Origin of the sequence: Paraburkholderia youngii, assembly GCF_013366925.1 — a bacterium.
Classification (GTDB): Bacteria; Pseudomonadota; Gammaproteobacteria; order Burkholderiales; family Burkholderiaceae; genus Paraburkholderia; species Paraburkholderia youngii.
The window spans coordinates 778,318-795,009 of the sequence record NZ_JAALDK010000001.1 but is presented as its reverse complement, the minus strand read 5'-3'; the positions used below and the strand labels follow the sequence as shown (position 1 = coordinate 795,009).

The 16,692-nt window shown below is 59.5% G+C and carries 14 protein-coding genes and 2 pseudogenes; 6 read left to right on the top strand and 10 right to left on the bottom strand.

Annotated features, from left to right (window positions below; all coding sequences use genetic code 11):
• Nucleotides 1-129: 129 nt before the first annotated feature.
• Nucleotides 130-1,299, top strand: a complete 1,170-nt coding sequence (locus tag G5S42_RS03795) for an ABC transporter substrate-binding protein (protein WP_176105594.1) — start codon at nucleotides 130-132, stop codon at nucleotides 1,297-1,299.
• A gap of 44 nt (nucleotides 1,300-1,343) precedes the next feature.
• Nucleotides 1,344-1,902 (top strand): annotated as a pseudogene (locus tag G5S42_RS03790) (CoA-transferase); the annotation flags it as partial.
• A 42-nt stretch (nucleotides 1,903-1,944) separates the two neighbouring features.
• Here the strand turns inward: G5S42_RS03790 and G5S42_RS03785 are convergent.
• From G5S42_RS03785 to G5S42_RS03775, 3 genes are read right to left on the bottom strand one after another with little or no spacing between them, the layout of a single operon-like run.
• Entirely contained in the window at nucleotides 1,945-3,735 is a 1,791-nt protein-coding gene (locus G5S42_RS03785) for an MFS transporter (RefSeq protein WP_176105593.1), read from the bottom strand.
• 38 nt (nucleotides 3,736-3,773) lie between these two features.
• A complete protein-coding gene (locus G5S42_RS03780) occupies nucleotides 3,774-4,571 on the bottom strand; it encodes a sugar phosphate isomerase/epimerase family protein (protein ID WP_176105592.1) in 798 nt (265 codons plus the stop codon).
• A gap of 17 nt (nucleotides 4,572-4,588) precedes the next feature.
• A complete protein-coding gene (locus G5S42_RS03775) occupies nucleotides 4,589-5,332 on the bottom strand; it encodes an SDR family NAD(P)-dependent oxidoreductase (RefSeq protein ID WP_176105591.1) in 744 nt (247 codons plus the stop codon).
• A 118-nt stretch (nucleotides 5,333-5,450) separates the two neighbouring features.
• Between G5S42_RS03775 and G5S42_RS44035 the strand changes: the two are divergent.
• Together G5S42_RS44035 and G5S42_RS03770 are read left to right on the top strand one after the other, a co-directional pair.
• Nucleotides 5,451-5,579, top strand: a pseudogene (locus G5S42_RS44035) (LysR family transcriptional regulator); the annotation flags it as partial.
• A gap of 102 nt (nucleotides 5,580-5,681) precedes the next feature.
• The gene (locus G5S42_RS03770; protein ID WP_281375079.1) at nucleotides 5,682-6,362 is read left to right on the top strand and encodes a LysR substrate-binding domain-containing protein; all 681 of its coding nucleotides are present in this window, start codon (nucleotides 5,682-5,684) and stop codon (nucleotides 6,360-6,362) included.
• Nucleotides 6,363-6,399: 37 nt separating this feature from the next.
• On the opposite strand, the gene G5S42_RS03765 is transcribed toward G5S42_RS03770, so the two are convergent.
• Entirely contained in the window at nucleotides 6,400-7,320 is a 921-nt protein-coding gene (locus G5S42_RS03765) for a LysR family transcriptional regulator (RefSeq protein ID WP_176105589.1), read from the bottom strand.
• 88 nt (nucleotides 7,321-7,408) lie between these two features.
• Here G5S42_RS03765 and G5S42_RS03760 point away from each other — a divergent pair, with 88 nt between their 5' ends.
• Both G5S42_RS03760 and G5S42_RS03755 read left to right on the top strand, forming a co-directional pair.
• The gene (locus G5S42_RS03760) at nucleotides 7,409-8,398 is read left to right on the top strand and encodes an LLM class oxidoreductase (RefSeq protein WP_176105588.1); all 990 of its coding nucleotides are present in this window, start codon (nucleotides 7,409-7,411) and stop codon (nucleotides 8,396-8,398) included.
• Nucleotides 8,367-9,590: an alkene reductase gene (locus tag G5S42_RS03755; protein ID WP_312883517.1), complete on the top strand. Its 1,224-nt coding sequence runs from the start codon at nucleotides 8,367-8,369 to the stop codon at nucleotides 9,588-9,590. The genes G5S42_RS03760 and G5S42_RS03755 overlap by 32 nt, the downstream gene beginning before the upstream one ends.
• Nucleotides 9,591-9,791: 201 nt before the next feature.
• On the opposite strand, the gene G5S42_RS03750 is transcribed toward G5S42_RS03755, so the two are convergent.
• From G5S42_RS03750 to G5S42_RS03725, 6 genes are all read right to left on the bottom strand, one after another.
• Nucleotides 9,792-10,952, bottom strand: a complete 1,161-nt coding sequence (locus G5S42_RS03750) for a porin (protein WP_176105587.1) — start codon at nucleotides 10,950-10,952, stop codon at nucleotides 9,792-9,794.
• A gap of 152 nt (nucleotides 10,953-11,104) precedes the next feature.
• The gene (locus tag G5S42_RS03745; RefSeq protein ID WP_176105586.1) at nucleotides 11,105-11,794 is read right to left on the bottom strand and encodes an EthD domain-containing protein; all 690 of its coding nucleotides are present in this window, start codon (nucleotides 11,792-11,794) and stop codon (nucleotides 11,105-11,107) included.
• 43 nt (nucleotides 11,795-11,837) lie between these two features.
• Nucleotides 11,838-12,548, bottom strand: coding sequence for an ABC transporter ATP-binding protein (locus G5S42_RS03740; RefSeq protein ID WP_176105585.1), 711 nt, complete (start codon nucleotides 12,546-12,548; stop codon nucleotides 11,838-11,840).
• 14 nt (nucleotides 12,549-12,562) lie between these two features.
• Nucleotides 12,563-14,341, bottom strand: a complete 1,779-nt coding sequence (locus tag G5S42_RS03735) for a branched-chain amino acid ABC transporter ATP-binding protein/permease (protein ID WP_176105584.1) — start codon at nucleotides 14,339-14,341, stop codon at nucleotides 12,563-12,565.
• Nucleotides 14,338-15,261 carry a branched-chain amino acid ABC transporter permease gene (locus tag G5S42_RS03730; protein WP_176105583.1) on the bottom strand — a complete coding sequence of 308 codons (924 nt, stop codon included), beginning with the start codon at nucleotides 15,259-15,261 and terminating at the stop codon, nucleotides 14,338-14,340. The genes G5S42_RS03735 and G5S42_RS03730 overlap by 4 nt, the downstream gene beginning before the upstream one ends.
• Before the next feature lie 55 nt (nucleotides 15,262-15,316).
• Nucleotides 15,317-16,513: an ABC transporter substrate-binding protein gene (locus G5S42_RS03725; protein ID WP_176105582.1), complete on the bottom strand. Its 1,197-nt coding sequence runs from the start codon at nucleotides 16,511-16,513 to the stop codon at nucleotides 15,317-15,319.
• Between the last annotated feature and the right edge of the window lie 179 nt (nucleotides 16,514-16,692).

Sequence of the window (16,692 nt, the reverse complement as noted above, 5' to 3'; positions counted from 1 at the left end):
TTCAAAGTCGGTAGGAAGGCGACAACGACGAGATCCTCGATATCTGGTGTGCGGTCCCGGCGCGGCAACATTGCAAATATCGTTGACAAGGTCGAACAGACAACAATAAGCGCGATTTGGAGACGCAAATTGAAAACTACGAAGTGGGTTGTGAGCGCAATTAGCGCGGGACTTGCAACAGCGTTGCTGACCACGACGAACTTAGCCGCCGCGCAGGTGAAGATCGGCGTGACGCTATCGACGACCGGGCCCGCCGCGTCGCTTGGCATTCCTGAGAAGAACACGGTCGCGCTTTTGCCTAAGGAGATCGGCGGCAAAAGCGTGCAATACATCGTGCTCGACGACGCTTCAGATACTAGCAAGGCCGTGCAGAACACGCATAAGCTGATCGACGAAGACCATGTGGACGCTATCATCGGTTCGTCAGTGACGCCGAACTCGCTCGCCATGCTCGACGTGGTCGCGCAAGGCAAGACCCCGATGATCTCGCTCGCAGCTTCGGCAGCCATCGTCGAACCAATGGACGCGAAGCGCCGCTGGGCATTCAAGACACCGCAGAATGACAGCCTGATGGCGGAAGCGATCGCCAGTTACATGCAAAAGCATGGCGTTAAGACGGTCGGCTTCATTGGCTTTATGGACGCCTACGGCGACAGTTGGCTCAAGGGATTCGATGCCGCGGCGGCGAAATACAATCTCAAGGTCATTGCTACCGAGCGCTACAATCGCATCGATTCGTCGGTCACCGGCCAAGCGCTCAAGCTGATGTCGGCGAACCCGGATGCCGTCTTGATCGCAGGCTCCGGAACTCCTTCCGCCCTACCCGCAACCACGCTCAGAGACCGCGGTTATAAGGGAAAGATATATCAAACGCACGGCGTCGCGAACAACGATTTCCTGCGCGTGTGCGGCAAGGACTGCGAAGGCGAATTGCTTCCTGCGGGCCCGATCCTTGTCGCCGATCAGTTGCCCGATTCGAATCAAGTCAAAAAGTCGGCCCTTGCTTATAAAACTGCGTACGAGAAGGCCTTCGGCTCTGGTTCGGTGGCCACGTTCGGTGGTCACGCCTGGGACGCCGGGCAGATGCTCGAGCGTGCAATTCCCGTGGCGCTCAAGTCAGCGCAACCGGGCACCGAGGCATTCCGCGAGGCACTGCGCGAGGCGCTTGAGAACATCAAGGATCTGCCGATGTCGCACGGCATCATGAATACAACATTAACCGACCACAACGGACTCGACAATCGCGCCCGCGTGATCGTGGAGATCGTCGATGGCAAGTGGAAGTTGCAAAGCGAGTAACGGATAAGGTGCCCGCAGTTCGATAGGTGTGTCTCGGGCAAGCACCGCAAGATCTCACGTTGATGTATGCGGGTAGTCAAGGCGATAGCGCCAGTCGAGGCCTGAATCACTTTGCTCCCAAGGGTTTGGTGCGACGCGTGACCGGCGGACACTGAGCGTTCCCAGTCTTCAACGTTTGTCCGTTGAGGGCTGATCGAGGCTTATAACCTTCCGCAAGGTGTGATCTCCCAATTGTTTCGAGATATTGCCGCTAACCGACCGGGTCGCCTGTCCATCGTCGGGCCTGATACGCTTGTCGCCCCGCGCAACGCAGGCGGCAAGCTCAATGCGAGAGCCACTGAGGACCTGGTCCGCTCGATATCGCTGAACGGCGTTGACTGTCTTCTGTACAAAACCTTTCCGGTCGACGTCGCCATCGTGCGGGGAACCACCGCAGATGCCGACGGAAAAGTGACGATGGTAAAGGAGGCGCTCGCCCTAGAGTCGCTTGCCATTGCAATGGCCGCGCGGAACTCGCGCGGCATTGTGATCGTTAAGATCGAGCGTATCCGACAAGCGGTCTCTGCTGTAGCTACGAAGTTGGCTGGCGATCTGGTCGTGTGTGAGCCCGTCGTGCGGTAGCTACGAGCCTCAAGGATCACGCAATCAGCGATCGCGAACGTCGTTGCGCCCCAGTTGCTCCAGCGGAACGTTGTAAGTTTCTCTCATCGAATAGATGGAGACGGCCGACACGAGACACACCAACGCCGCGAAGGCAGCCGGCATCACCCAAGGTGCCGTGCCGAATTTGCCGATCAACGCCGTCTCGATCAGCGGCGCGAATCCGGCAACCGCGAAGCCGAACTGTGTTCCGATCGCCATTCCCGAAAGGCGTACCTGCGTCGGGAAACGCTCGGCATATGTCGCGGGCCAGACGGCATTGGTGATGCTGTACACGATGCCGCCGAGAAACACGCCTGTCACCAGAACCAACGCATCACTGCCAGTCGAGATCGACCACAAAAAGAAGGCCGCGCCGATCGCGCACAATACGTTGCCCGTGATGAACACCGGCCGACGTCCGATCCGATCCGATAACGTGGCCCAGAACGGAATCGTGAATACAGCAATCAGATTTGCGATGACGGCTGTCCACAACATCGTTGAGGTACTGACGTGCTGGGTGAGCGTGCGCGAGAACGACAACGAAAACACCGCGAAAGTCGTGCCGATCGATGCAATCAGTGCCGCGAAGAACACCTGAAGCAGTTCTTTGCGATACCCGCTGAGCAGTGTTCTGAGCGGCGCGCGGGGCACTTCGCCGTGCGACGCTTCGCTCTGGAAAGCCGGCGTTTCTTCGAGCCGCGAACGCACGATGAAGCCGACGATTACGACGAGTGCGCTTAGCCAGAAAGGTACACGCCAGCCCCACGACAACAACTGATCGTCGGGCAGCAGGGCGGCAAGCGGCAGCACGATGGCTGGCGCGAGCACCTGGCCGCCTTGGGTTCCGCTCAGCGTCCAACTCGACGTGGCCCAGAACGGAATCGTGAATACAGCAATCAGATTTGCGATGACGGCTGTCCACAACATCGTTGAGGTACTGACGTGCTGGGTGAGCGTGCGCGAGAACGACAACGAAAACACCGCGAAAGTCGTGCCGATCGATGCAATCAGTGCCGCGAAGAACACCTGAAGCAGTTCTTTGCGATACCCGCTGAGCAGTGTTCTGAGCGGCGCGCGGGGCACTTCGCCGTGCGACGCTTCGCTCTGGAAAGCCGGCGTTTCTTCGAGCCGCGAACGCACGATGAAGCCGACGATTACGACGAGTGCGCTTAGCCAGAAAGGTACACGCCAGCCCCACGACAACAACTGATCGTCGGGCAGCAGGGCGGCAAGCGGCAGCACGATGGCTGGCGCGAGCACCTGGCCGCCTTGGGTTCCGCTCAGCGTCCAACTCGTGTAGTAGCCTCGACGGTGCGCCGGCGCATGTTCAAACGACATCGAATTCGCACCGGCCTGCTCGCCGGCTGCAGAAATGCCTTGCAGGATGCGCAGCACGACGAGTAGCGTCGGCGCGAGGATTCCCGCGCTGTGAAAGCTCGGCAAGCAGCCGACGAGAAACGTCGAGAGCCCCATCAGCAGCAAGGTGCCGACCATCACCACCTTTCTGCCGACGCGATCCCCATAGTGGCCCATCAGGAACGAGCCCAGTGGACGCGCCGCATAGGCGACCCCGAAGGTGGCCATCGACGCGAGCGTCGCCGCTGCGATGTCACCGGGCGGAAAAAAGATGCGAGGAAAAACCAGCGCGGCGACCGTGCCGTAAATGAAGAAGTCGTAGTATTCGAGTGCGCTGCCGATCCATCCGGCAATCGCCGCCTTTCTGGCGTGCTTTCGGCGCTCCTCGGGTACGAGCGCCGGTGTGGCGCTATTTTGCAGGGTATTGGTCGTCATTTCCGTCTCCAGTATTTATGTGGGTTTTCAGCTCGCCGTTACGGTCTGTCTGCGAACAAGTTCTCCATGCTCTGCCTTACGAGGCGTGCGCGCTGCGCGAGATTCGTCTCGCGAGCTAGCGGCACTTCCGCAGCTAGCGCCACGTCTTTCGGAACCGCCGCTAACAGTTCGCGCAAAGGCAACTCGCCCTCGCCCGGCAACAACCGGTTGCCGCGGGCTTCATCGACGATGCCCGAGGACGGCGGAGAAGCAAGGGGTGCATCGCAAAGCTGCACGCTGCCGATCACCGCGGAATCAACCGCCGCGACCTCGGCAACCGTGCCGCCGGAGCGAATCAGATGTAGCGCATCGATGAGCACAAAGGCGTTGCGCCGGCCGACTTCGCTGACGACGCTCACCGCATCTGCGAGCCGCGCGACGGGTCGCCAGATCATGAACTCGACGTCGAGCGCCAGGCCAAACGGACTCGCCAGATCGCACAACGCGCCCAGGCGGTCGATCACACGCGCACGCTCGGCATCGTCGATGTTGATACAGACGCGTCGCGCGCCGAGTTCGGCGCCCGCTTCGAACGTGGCCACGTAGTCGCCGGGGCGTGTATCGGCTGCGATGCGCACGACCTCGATGTCGGACACGACGACATCGTGCTCCGTCATCAGGCGCCGCGTCTCGCGCAACTCAGGCGACCCTGCACGCAATGGATAAGCGATGCCGCCGCGCATCGGCGCACACAGGCGAAGGCCTACGGCGCGGAAACCCGCTTGCGCCGCGAGTTCGATCAGATGAGGCGGGCCGACATCCAGCACCGTGAGATGAGAAAGAGAAATGGGGTTCATGAGCACGCGCCAGCCCGTCAATACGTGGCGCGGCCGCCGGTCAGATCGAACGCGGCGCCGGTCGAGAACGAGCAGTCCTCGGTCGCGAGCCACGCGACCATCGACGCAACTTCGTCCGGTCGGCCCGCGCGTCCAAGCGGAATCTTTGCGAGCACGAAGTTGCGCGCGTCGTCCGTCATATTGCGCAGCATCTCCGATTCGATCGCGGCCGGCGTCACGCAATTCACACGGATATCGGTATTCGCCAGTTCCTTTCCTAGCGACTTGGTCAGTGCAATCACCCCCGCTTTCGAGGCGCCATACGCACCTTGATTCGGGTTGCCTTCCTTTCCGCCAACCGAGGACAGATTCACGATGCGTGCATGGCGCGCACGACGCAGATACGGCAACACTTCGCGACAGCACAGGAAAACGCCGGTGAGATTGACTTCGATCACCTGCCGCCAACCGTCGATTGGATAGGTGTCGACCGGGCCGATCGGTCCGTTAATGCCCGCCGCGTTAATCAGCACGTCGATCGATCCCAACCGTTCGTACACGTCTTTGGCCGCGTGCGCGATACTCGCGGCATCGGACACGTTGACCTGTGCCGACGACACGGCACCCACCTTTTCGGCGGCTGCCTGAGCGGCCTCGCCGTCGATATCCCACAGCGAGACTTTCGCGCCCGACGCTACAAACCGCTCGGCGATCGAATAGCCGATAGCGCCCGAGCCTCCAGTGATCACGCAGACGCGATCGTGCAAGTCAAGTTGGTTCATGTTCCTCGTCTCCAAGCTCAATCAGATGGTTTGACGCGATGCTACGGAGAAAGCGGAACTTTGTCGTATGCTGAAGTTCGTTTACCCTATAACGTTCGGTTAATTTGGGGAAAACCCGATGCGCTTCAAGCTTCGGCACATGGAAGTGTTTCGCGCTGTGATGCTTACAGGGTCGATCAACTCGGCTTCCAAGCTCCTGTTCGTCTCTCAGCCAGCCGTCAGCAAGCTGGTATCGCATATCGAGACGACACTCGGCTTGCGGCTATTCGAGCGCACCAAAGGCCGGCTCGTACCGACCGCGGAAGCACATTCGCTTTTCCGGGAAGTCGAGCATGTCTATCAGGCGGCCATGCGTGTCGATGATTTCGCGCATGCACTTGCACTCGGGCCCGCGAGCCTGCTGCGGGTGTCGTGCAGCGCGTCTCTTGCGATGAGCGTTGTCGCGCCTGCGTTGGTCGAACTTAAGAAAGAACTGCCGGACTTGACGGTTAGCTGGAAGACGACGCTGATGGCCGACATGCCGATGGAACTGCTCAGCAAAGAGGCCGAGGTCGCCATCTCCGCGATGCCGGTCGCGCACGAGCATCTCCACAACGTGCCGTTCATGTACGGGCATATGGTCTGCGCAATGCCCAATCATCACAGGCTCGCAGCGCGCGAGAGCATATCGCTCGCCGATCTGGTCACTGAGCCGATCGTGCTGTTCAAGCGCGACATCCCGTTCGGAACCGTCATCGCGCAGGCTTGCCAGCAGGCAGGCGTCGACCTCAAGTCAACCATTGACGTAATGCGCTCAGACCAGGCGCTGGCCCTCGTCGAAGGTGGATTGGGCGTGACCATCGTCGATAACTTCGCGACTACCGGGAGTTCGCTCGCCATTCGACCGCTGCGTGAAAAGATCGAACTGACAGCAAACTTCGTCTATTCACGCTTTGCCCCGCCATCCCATAATGCAAGCCGGTTCATGCAGGCTGTGTACGAGCGAGCCGAGCAACTTGAGCGTGCCATTCCAGACGTCATTTTCCCCTGATAACAGCGTGCGGTCGGGGCAATCACGCGTCGCTATCTCAAGCTCGGAAGCCGGAGCCCGGTTGATCTGACAGGCGCACGAGCTCGTCGATAACCACACGAATCCGCGGCTGGATATATTTCGTTCGTGGCCAGATAACGTGTACTGGCATTTCGCCGCCAGACCACGGCTGCAATACTTGAACCAGCGCGCCGCTGCGCAAATGCTCGCCGACAAGCCAGGTTGGCAGCTGAGCAAGTCCGCATCCAGCTAGTGCAGTATTCAGCATTGCCTCGCCGTCGCCCAACTCGTACCGTACCCTGACTGCCGTCGGCTCAAAAGTGTCCTGCAAATTCTTCAGCAGCCATTGCGCAGGTTCGCTTCTCCGTAGACCGACGATGCAATCATGATTCAGCAGATCCTCTCTCGTCTGCGGTACCCCGTGCAGCTGGAGGTAGCTGCTGGCCGCACAGATGATCAATCGCTGTTCGCCCAGCCTGCGCGCAGCGATATCGGAATCATCCCTGAGCTCTCCGATGCGAACCGCCACGTCGACGCCCTCTGCAATCAGGTCGGCGCGCCGTTCGCTGAAGTTCGCGGAAAGGTCGAGACGCGGATGGCGATTCGAGAGTTCGAGCAATGCCGGCAAAACGTGTCGGCGGCCGAACGTCGCCGGCAATTCCAGTCTGACCTTGCCCACCGGCTCCTGCCGCCCCGTGGTGAGATAACTCTCAGTTTCCTCAAGGTCGTTGAGCACGCGCAGGCAGCTTGCAAGGTATGCCTCGCCCTCGCTGGTCAGTGTCAGGCGACGCGTGGTGCGGTGTACCAGCTTGGTGGCCAGCCGTCTTTCAAGTCGCGTAACCGCTTTGCCCACCGCGCTGCTGGTCAGTCCCAGCCTGGCGCCGGCCGCCGTGAAGCTACCCTCTTGCGCCGAAAGGACGAATTCATTGAAACCAGAAAACCGATCTTTGAGCGTCATTTTAGAACCATAGGATGAAGTCAATGGAATTCTAAGTGCTTAATAGCTTAGTTGAATGAAATCTACAATTAAGTAACTGGAGAACACCATGAATGCGTTGACGGAACATGACTTAAGCGGCGCACTTGCTGCGCAGCCGGCCTATGCCCGGCTTTTCTCCCCCGGCAAGCTGACCGTTGGGCTGATCCTGCCGCTGGAAACCCATCCTCACCGTCCCGCACCGATGATGCGGGACCACGTCGCGATGGCACAAAAGGCAGACGAACTCGGGTTCGCCGCGCTCTGGATGCGCGACGTGCCCTTCTACGACCCACAATACGGCGACGTGGCGCAGATCTTCGACCCTATCCCGTACATGGCCTACCTTGCGGCGTTCACGCGCCGCATCGCGCTGGGAACGGCCGGGATCGTTCTGCCCATGCGGGAGCCTATGATCCTTGCCAAGCAGGTCGCGTCGATCGACCAGCTTTCGGGTGGGCGGGTCGTGATTGGCCTGTCTTCGGGAGACCGTCCCGCCGAATACCCATTGTTCGGTATTGATTTCGACACCCGCGGCGAGCGCTTTCGCGACGCCTTCGAGGTCTTCAAGACCGTCATCGAAAAAGATTTTCCCCGCTTTTCCTCGGCGCGTTTCGGCAGTTCTAGCGGAACCCATGAGCTGATTCCCAAGCCAGCCTTCGGCGCGCTGCCGACGATTGCCGTCGGTCGTGCCCAACAGAGCCTCGCATACATCGCAGAGCACATGGATGGCTTCATCGGCTCTTCGCCGGTGCCGCAGCAACTCCCCGCGTTCGCCAAGCAATGGCGCGATCAGGTGAGCGAGTCTTGCGGCGAGGAACGATTCAAGCCGCTCGGCATCGGTGGCTTTCTCGACCTGGTTGAAGATCGCGATGAGCCGCTCATCCGGACGCGAGGCGGCTTTCGCGCAGGCAGCAGAAGCCTCGCCTACTTCCTTCGCGATGCGCAGGCCGCAGGCGTCAACCACATCGCACTCAATCCGAAGGTCAGCCGGCGCCCCTATGCGGAGCTGATGGACGAACTCGCTAGTGAAGTTCTTCCCCACTTCCCTTCTCACTGAACACAGGCGCAGCGATGTACGCGACAGCGGTGCGATCCGCGTTGGCGTTGCGCGTCAGATACCTCACTCCAGGCGAACAACCATGAGCAGACTTTTCGACGGTTACGATCTGTCAGGGCTGAGTCTCCGCAATCGCGTGGTCATGGCGCCCATGACGCGCTCGCGTGCGGCGAACGGTGTCGCTGACAGCGAAACCGCTCTTTATTACCGGCAGCGCGCTGGCGCAGGATTGATCGTTACGGAAGGCTCGCAGATTTCCGTTGAAGGACGTGGATACCTGTTGACGCCGGGTATTCATACCCCCGAACAGGTCGAAGGATGGGCGAAGGTCACGCGCGCTGTGCATGAGGAAGGCGGCCGCATCTTCATTCAACTTTGGCACGTTGGACGGATATCGCACACGACTCTGCAGACCAACGCGGAAAGTCCAGTTTCTTCGGTCGACCGGCCAGCAGTCGGCAGCACGGCCCGCGCGTATGACGCCGCCGGATCGCCGGCAACGGTGCATGTAAGCCGCCCGCGAGCACTCACGACGTTCGAGATCTCCCGCGTCGTCAAGGACTTCGTTCGCGCCGCAACCAATGCGATTGCAGCGGGCTTCGACGGCGTAGAGATCCACGGCGCGAATGGATATCTACTCGAGCAATTCCTGAATGGTGCCCTTAACACCAGAGTTGATCGTTACGGTGGCGTCAGGATCGAGAACCGCTTGCGCTTTGTCCTCGAAACCATCGACGCGGTAGCCGACGCAATCGGCGCCGCGAAGACGGGGTTGCGCCTGTCTCCGTTTGGCCGGATCCACGACATGCAGGCCTACGCGGGCGAAAAGGAGACGTGGCTGACGCTCGCGGCGCAGCTGGCGGCTCGCAAGCTCGCGTATGTGCATTTGAACGATCAGCACCCGTTCGGCCCACCGGCGCTCAGTGCAAACTTTCTGCGCAAGTGGCGCGACCTTTATCCGGGAACTATCGTTCTTGCGGGCGGCTTCGACCTGCATAGGGGGGATCAAATGATCAGTTCCGGGGTGGCGGACCTCATCGCATTCGGCAGGCCGTTCATTTCGAACCCTGATCTCGTCCAGCGGCTAGCCAACGGCCTCGCGCTGGCGCCTATCGATCGATCAAATTTCTATGGTGGCGGCCCCAAAGGCTACACGGATTACCCGGTCTTCGACCACAGCACTTCAACCTAACCTTTACCAACCCGGCATCGCCTTTGCGCTCTACGGCGCTCAGGCTTCGCAGGCGCTGGTCAACGTGTGAGCTACAAAGAGAACCGCCGGTCAGGCGTTTTTGCTCTATCGACCGACGATGCGGGGCGGCGAAGAATTGGTGATCCGTGCGCGGCGAGTGCCCGCCGGCACGCGTCATAGCAATGCGCCAGAAAGGGACCCTTAGAACCTGTGCCGCATCCCCAATCGGAACAACAGCTGCTGATGGTTGGAAGAATCGCCCAGATTATCGATATTGGCTACCGCCGGTGTACCGAGCGACGAGGTACCCGACGCGTGTTGCCATCCGGCGCCGACATACACATCCGTCCTTTTTGAGAGAAGGTAATCCGACACGAGAGAGACTTGATGATAGTGCTGTTTCCCCACCGTCGTACCGCTTGCAGTAGTCACACCATTTGACGTCAGGTAGTCGTATGCAATCCCAGTAGTGAAGGCAGGGGTGAACTGATATGAGACGCCAACGTCGACGTTGTTGAATATTGCCGTACCGTTGTGGAATGCGGCTCCAAGATTTGCATACTGCACGTTCGAGTACGACGCTGCGAAAGTCGCGGCCCCCACTGCATAGTTTGCAGCAACGATCGCCACCTGGTATGCCTGCGCTGGCACATAGGCCTTATTCAATGAATATGCGAGTGGAGATGCGCCGTTGGCGTATGCCGTGAAGAACCCATTACCGGGGGTCGCCGTTGGATTCTTGAAGTATTCAAATGCCGCCCCGACCTTCAGAGGCCCACCGGAATAGCCGGCGCCAACCGAATAACCGCTGTTCGCGGTAAAGTTCCCTGCCACACCACCGAGGCTATATTCACCACCAAAGGAAAATCCTCCGCGGACTGGGCTCATATAGCGGACTGCGTTATTCAATCGCACCGTATTTGCCGCATTATCAACGTCACCCGGATGCATCCCAACGGGACCACCTACCAGGCTACCCGCTGTCAGAGGCTCTGGGAAATAGAACACCATGTCATATTGGCGGCCGAACGTCAGCGAACCAAATTGTGCGCTCTTCAGTCCAACGAAGGCTTGACGCCCGAACGCCGTCCCCCCTTGCCCAAATTGACCGTTATTCAGGTTCACACCCGATTCCAGCGTGAAGATGGCCTGAAGATTACCGCCCAGGTCCTCGACGCCGGTAAAACCCCATCGGCTGCCAAAGAGACCCGACAATGAGTCCAGCGAAACCTTCTTCCCTCCGGCAACGTTGCTGGTGTACATCAGCCCTTCATCGAGAACGCCATACAGAGTAACGCTACTTTGTGCGTTGGCAATTACTGGAAGTGCAAACAGCGCGCAACACACGGACAGTCGCTTCATAGGATCTCCTTTACTGCGTATATGAATTATTTGAATAACTTTTACTCAGCGTTTCATGACTGATGGGATAACCAGCTTCATGAAATCAGATAGTCGCGACGGCCCCTCATCAACTCCGCCCCGCGACATCTGTATCTTGAACGTCTGCACGATCAGATGATGCGATGTTCCTCGACCAGGAACGCGGTAATGCCCGCAAGGAACGTCTTCGCGTGATCCATGGTTTTCACGCCAGCCGCGGAAGCGAAAGCCTCCTGCAGGGTGTCGGTGCTTTCAAACCAGAACTCCACTACACCGTCGATTGGCAATTCGTTATACGCGCAAGCTGTTCCCTTCTGTACTTCTCGCTGGATCACTGCGTTCTGCCGATAACCCTTGACGCCCGGCATCTCACGAACCAACTCCGCGTGAACTCGCCACTCGTTCAGGAACTCCTGTTCCGACAGGTCGGGGCGGCGACGAATCAACGACATGCGTTTTTTCAGCCGAGCGCGCTGTTCGTCCGACGGCACATCTACGACAGTCGTCTGCTTGACCGTCAGAATGTTGAGCCGACCCAGAAAGTAGTTTTCGTCGGCAATGATCTTCTGCGGCAACTCGCCTTCGCCGAACGGCTTTTGCGCGTCGGCAATCCAGAGTTGGGAGAAACCGTCATACTCCAAGGGGTCTCGCGTAAAGTCGATACCGCGTTGGACGCGGTCCACGATATGGTTCTGCCTATACTGACTGAGCCCTGGGGCATTTCTCACCAGCGGCCCATGATGGCCGAGCCAATGCTTGCGGAATTCGTCGCCCGACCATTCGGGCTTCTTCGCTATCAATCCCATCCTCACGATGTTCATCGATCCTCCAGTTTTCTGACATCAATCCATGTGATCAGCGCATTCAATGGGCGCCAAGATAGGCAGCCTTGACCTTCGGGTCGTGGAGTAGATCGCATCCGGAACCCTCCAATGTGATATTGCCCACCTCGAGTACATACGCGCGGTCTGCGACGCCAAGCGCTTGCTTTGCCATCTGCTCGACGAGCAGAATCGTCAGTCCGTCCTCGCGGAGGCTGCGAATCGCCTGAAAAATGTCGCGTATGACCAATGGAGCGAGTCCAAGCGACGGCTCGTCCAAGAGAAGCAGGCGAGGCTGACTCATCAACGCGCGCGAGATCGCGAGCATCTGCTGCTCGCCGCCGGATAGCGTTCCCGACAATTGGTTCTGCCGCTCGCGAAGGCGCGGAAAGCGGTCGAACTCACGTTCGATTGCGGCCTCCGTTGCGGTTGCCGTCTGCTTGCGCGAATACGCGCCGAGCAGCAAGTTCTCCCTGACGGTCTGGTCGGGAAAGACGCCCCGACCTTCGGGCGACAGCGCAATGCCCAAGCCCAACCGCATATGCGCCGGCAACTGCGTGCAGTCCCTGCCGCCCACGCTGATTCGGCCAGACGAGACCGATTGCAAACCGGCAATGCTCTTGAGCAGGCTGCTCTTGCCCGCGCCGTTCGCGCCGATGATTGTCACAACCTCGCCTTCGCGCACTTCAAGGCTCACGCCTTTCACCGCTTCGATTGCGCCGTAGGACACTTTGACTGAGTCGACTTTCAACATACCGCCTCCTTTCATCACGCTGCTTCGGCCTCGTCGACGCCGAGGTATGCCTCGATCACGCGCGGATTGGCCTGGACGTCAACAGGCTTGCCTTCTGCGATCTTGACCCCATAGTCGAGCACGATTACGTGATCGGAGATGGACATCACGAGATCCATGTGATGCTCGACCATCAGGATGCTGACGCCGTACTTGCCGATGCGAAGCAGTAGCTGACCGAGCTCAGTCGTCTCTTGCGGATTGAGACCGGCAGCGGGCTCGTCGAGCAGCAGCAGTTTCGGCTCGGTCGCGAGTGCGCGGGCAAGCTCCACTCGCCGCTGCAAGCCGTAGGCCAGACTGCCGGCCGGCCTGCTCGCAAGATGACCGAGGTCCACAAGATCCAGCAACTCAAGCGCGCGCTGGCGCGTTATCTCCTCTTCGCGGCGTGCCCGAGGAGTGGCGAACAGCGACGCGAGCAGACCATTCTTCATGCGGCTATGACGGCCCAACATCACATTGTCGAGAACCGACAGATCTGAAAAGAGACGCAAGTTCTGGAAAGTGCGGCCCATGCCGAGACAGCAGATCGCATGAACAGGACTGCCGCCGATCTCCTTTCCGTTGAAGCGGATTGAACCGGTGTCCGGCCGCACGATACCGGTCACCATATTGATCATCGTGCTCTTGCCGGCCCCGTTCGGACCAATCAGCGCATGGATGTGGCCCTTCTTGATAGTGAACGAAACATCTTGTGCAGGCCTCACGCCGCCATACGACTTGGAGAGCTTCGTCACGCTGAGCAGGTCGCCGCCGCCTGTGCGCGCGCTACGCATGAGGGTCATCACGTGGCCGCCCGTGTGAAGCTCGTCCACGGACTGGGCCTTCTTGCTGCCAAACCACTTCGCCAGCGTACCTACAACCCCGCCGGGCATCGCGTAAAGCGCGAACAGCAGTAGCAGTCCGTACAGCGTATGTTGAACGGACGGCCAGCGCGCGAGCAGCGCATCCAGCAACGTCAAAACGATGGCTCCAACGACGGGACCGAGCTTCGTTCCTGCCCCGCCGAATAGCACGAGCAACAGGATGAAGACCGACAGCTGGAACGACACAAAATCCGAGTTGATGTACTGGTTCTGCTGGGCGACCATCGCGCCCGCGAGTCCGCAGGTTACGGCAGCAATGACAAATGCGATCACCTTGCCGCGATAGACGCGCACGCCGACCGACGCCGATGCGATCTCATCGGCCTGCAGCGACAGGAACGCGCGGCCAAAGCGGCCGCTCAACAGATTCCGCAACAGCAGATGGGTGATCGCGCAAAACACCACACCGACGCAAACCCACTGCGAAAGCAACATAGGCTGCCCGCCGATTTCCGGGCTACGAATTCCATAGATGCCCTGCGCTCCGCCGAAAACCTCCGTCCAGTCGCTCACGAGGCGTTCGACGACGATCCCGAACGCGAGCGTGACCATGGCCAAGTACGGCCCCTTCACCCGCAACGAAGGTAACGCGATCAAAACCCCGCAGATTCCGGCGATCGCTGTCGCCAGCGCCATCGCGAGCCACGGGTTGATTCCGGTCTGCGACGTGAGCAGCGCAACCGCGTACGCTCCCGCTCCGAAGAGTCCTGCCTGCCCCAGTGACTTCTGGCCGGCGAAGCCGACCAAAACGTTCATGCCGGCGGCACACAAATAGTAGACACACATCATGAACGCGATGTGCAGGTAGTAGTCGTTTCTGACCGCCAGCGCTGCCGCGCAAACCACCACTGCGGCCGCGACGACGCCCAGAAAATGGGAGTACTTGCTCATACCTTCTCCACCAGTCGGCTGCCGAAGAGACCTGTAGGCTTGAACGACAGCACGAGAATCACGACCGCGAACACCGCAATCTCCCGCCACTGCGCTTGCCACAAATTCACCGTCGATTCGAATACGCCGAGCGCAAAGCCGCCAATCACGCATCCGCGAGGATTACTCAAGCCACCGATCATCGCGCCCGAGAAGCCCTTCAATCCGATGGCAAGACCCATAAACAACGACGCCTGTGTAATCGGCGCAAGCAGGAATCCGGACAGGCCGGCGAGCGCGGAGCTCACGACGAACGCCCCAATCATCACTGCGTTCGTGTTGATTCCCATCAGATTCGCGACGTTGCCGTTGGCGGCCACCGCGCGCATCACTTTGCCGATCATCGTCTTTCGCATCACGAAGTCGAACACGATCATCACGACGACTGCGACGGCGAGCAGCATCAGTTCCTGCGGGCGAACGCCGATTCCGAAGATTTGGACCACAGAGTCGCCGAGCGGTGACGGTACGACCACCGGTTTGGGGCCCCAGATTGCGAGGCCGATGCTGTCGAGTACGACCCCGAAGCCAAGCGTGCTCATTACCCACGCCATACCTGGTTGTTTCGCAAACGGCCGCACGCCGAGGATGTACAGCAACCAGCCCAGCGCTCCCATGACGACGAGTGCTGCGACAAGTGCTAGCAACTGGGCCGTGGCACCGGGCACTTGCCCCCCGAAAGTCGTCGCTGTGATGGGCTTGCCGAGCAGCAGCAACATCGCGCTCATCCCAATGAAGGCCCCCGACGAAACAAACTCCCCGTGGGAGAAGTTGAGCGTTTTTGTCGTGGTGAAAGTGATACTGAAGCCAAGCGCGACCAGCGCATATGCTCCTCCCACTGCAAGGCCACTGATCAACGCCTGGAAAATCGCTTCCATCATGTCTGTTCTCCGCGGTGACGGCGTCGCGAAGGCGCCGTCGCGATAGAAAGGGAAGTTACTGCTTGTAGTCGGCCGCGGTAAGCGACGTTGTCATCTGGTCGGTGTACGGAAGCAGCTTGCCGTCCTTCCAGTGCACCCACACAAGGTCTTTGGCCGTCAGCGCCTCATGATTCGCCTTGCTGAAGGGCTTGTTGTAGGTCTTCAGCAGGCCCTGAACCGGCGAATTCAGGTCTTCCAGCGCTGCGCGAACCTTTGCACCGTCCGTGCTGTTCGCCTGCTTGATCGCTTGTACGAGCACAAGAACCGAGTCATAACCGTGCAGTGCGAAGGAAAACGAACTGGGCGCTTTGAGTTTCGAACCGACCCGTGCAAACAGCTTGTCCTGGGCGGGGGTTCGGTTTTCACTGACCGTCCGAAGGAATAGCGGCTTTTCCGCAAGCGTCTTGCCGGCGGCATCGTAGAACGTAATGTTGTCCGCAGCCCACGAACTGAGCGTGCGCGGATAGTAGTTGATCTTCTCCATGCTACGCATCACCTGAGCGATCGGCGTGCCTTGCGCCCAGATAATCACCGTGTCTGCGCCGGCTGCCTTCAGCTTGTTCAGCTGTGACGTCATGTCCGTATCGCCGACACCGAACTGTTCGGTGTCCACCGGCTTGATGCCTTGCACCGCCGCGATCGCGTTCAAGTCGCGCAGGCCACCTTGACCGTAGCCAGTCGTCTCGGACATGAAGCCGACCTTTTTGATGTCGTTGGACTTCTTCACGTACGCCACTAGCGCAGCGACCTGTTCGCGGTCCACCATCGACACCCGGAACATGTAGTTGTCCGCGCCCGGACTCATCGGCTTGGTGATGTCCGTTCCGGAAGAAACGTTATCGATGACCGGAATCTTCTTCTGATCCACGATATGTTTCCACGCCATCGCATTTCCCGAATTGGTCGGCCCGAACACGGCAACCACTCCTTCGTTGTCGATCAGGTCTGTCATATTCTGGATCGACTTTGGGGGCGCCGATACGTCGTCGCGCTGTACGAGCGTGAGCTTCTTGCCGAGAACGCCGCCGGCCGCGTTGACATCGTCGATCGCGGCCTGCATGCCTAGCACCGCGGCCTGGCCGCTTTGTGCGGACGGCGAGGCCGACAGGTCTCCGTTGAAACCAACCTTGATCTCCTCCGCGCTTGCCGCCGACACGGCAGTAGCGAGCGTCAACGTTCCGAGTATTGCTGCGACGATGCGAATCACTTTCATGGTGTCTCCATACTGTTTCTACTGAACGCGACGGTGGTCGCACGACCCCGTCCTTGTGGTGCGGCTAAAGTCCCCGTTGCCACATGAGCAACTGATTTACTACGCCGGATAAATGCCAGATAAGCGACCGACTCCATGTAGAGGACGACGCATCGATCGCGAGGTCTTCTATGTATCAG

What these genes read in the sequence shown, in the direction of transcription:
- G5S42_RS03785 (WP_176105593.1), bottom strand. Translation starts at nt 3,735, where the DNA reads ATGACGACCAATACCCTGCAAAATAGCGCCACACCGGCGCTCGTACCC.
- G5S42_RS03780 (WP_176105592.1), bottom strand. Translation starts at nt 4,571, where the DNA reads ATGAACCCCATTTCTCTTTCTCATCTCACGGTGCTGGATGTCGGCCCG.
- G5S42_RS03775 (WP_176105591.1), bottom strand. Translation starts at nt 5,332, where the DNA reads ATGAACCAACTTGACTTGCACGATCGCGTCTGCGTGATCACTGGAGGC.
- G5S42_RS03770 (WP_281375079.1), top strand. Translation starts at nt 5,682, where the DNA reads ATGCGTGTCGATGATTTCGCGCATGCACTTGCACTCGGGCCCGCGAGC.
- G5S42_RS03765 (WP_176105589.1), bottom strand. Translation starts at nt 7,320, where the DNA reads ATGACGCTCAAAGATCGGTTTTCTGGTTTCAATGAATTCGTCCTTTCG.
- G5S42_RS03760 (WP_176105588.1), top strand. Translation starts at nt 7,409, where the DNA reads ATGAATGCGTTGACGGAACATGACTTAAGCGGCGCACTTGCTGCGCAG.
- G5S42_RS03750 (WP_176105587.1), bottom strand. Translation starts at nt 10,952, where the DNA reads ATGAAGCGACTGTCCGTGTGTTGCGCGCTGTTTGCACTTCCAGTAATT.
- G5S42_RS03745 (WP_176105586.1), bottom strand. Translation starts at nt 11,794, where the DNA reads ATGAACATCGTGAGGATGGGATTGATAGCGAAGAAGCCCGAATGGTCG.
- G5S42_RS03740 (WP_176105585.1), bottom strand. Translation starts at nt 12,548, where the DNA reads ATGTTGAAAGTCGACTCAGTCAAAGTGTCCTACGGCGCAATCGAAGCG.
- G5S42_RS03735 (WP_176105584.1), bottom strand. Translation starts at nt 14,341, where the DNA reads ATGAGCAAGTACTCCCATTTTCTGGGCGTCGTCGCGGCCGCAGTGGTG.
- G5S42_RS03730 (WP_176105583.1), bottom strand. Translation starts at nt 15,261, where the DNA reads ATGATGGAAGCGATTTTCCAGGCGTTGATCAGTGGCCTTGCAGTGGGA.
- G5S42_RS03725 (WP_176105582.1), bottom strand. Translation starts at nt 16,513, where the DNA reads ATGAAAGTGATTCGCATCGTCGCAGCAATACTCGGAACGTTGACGCTC.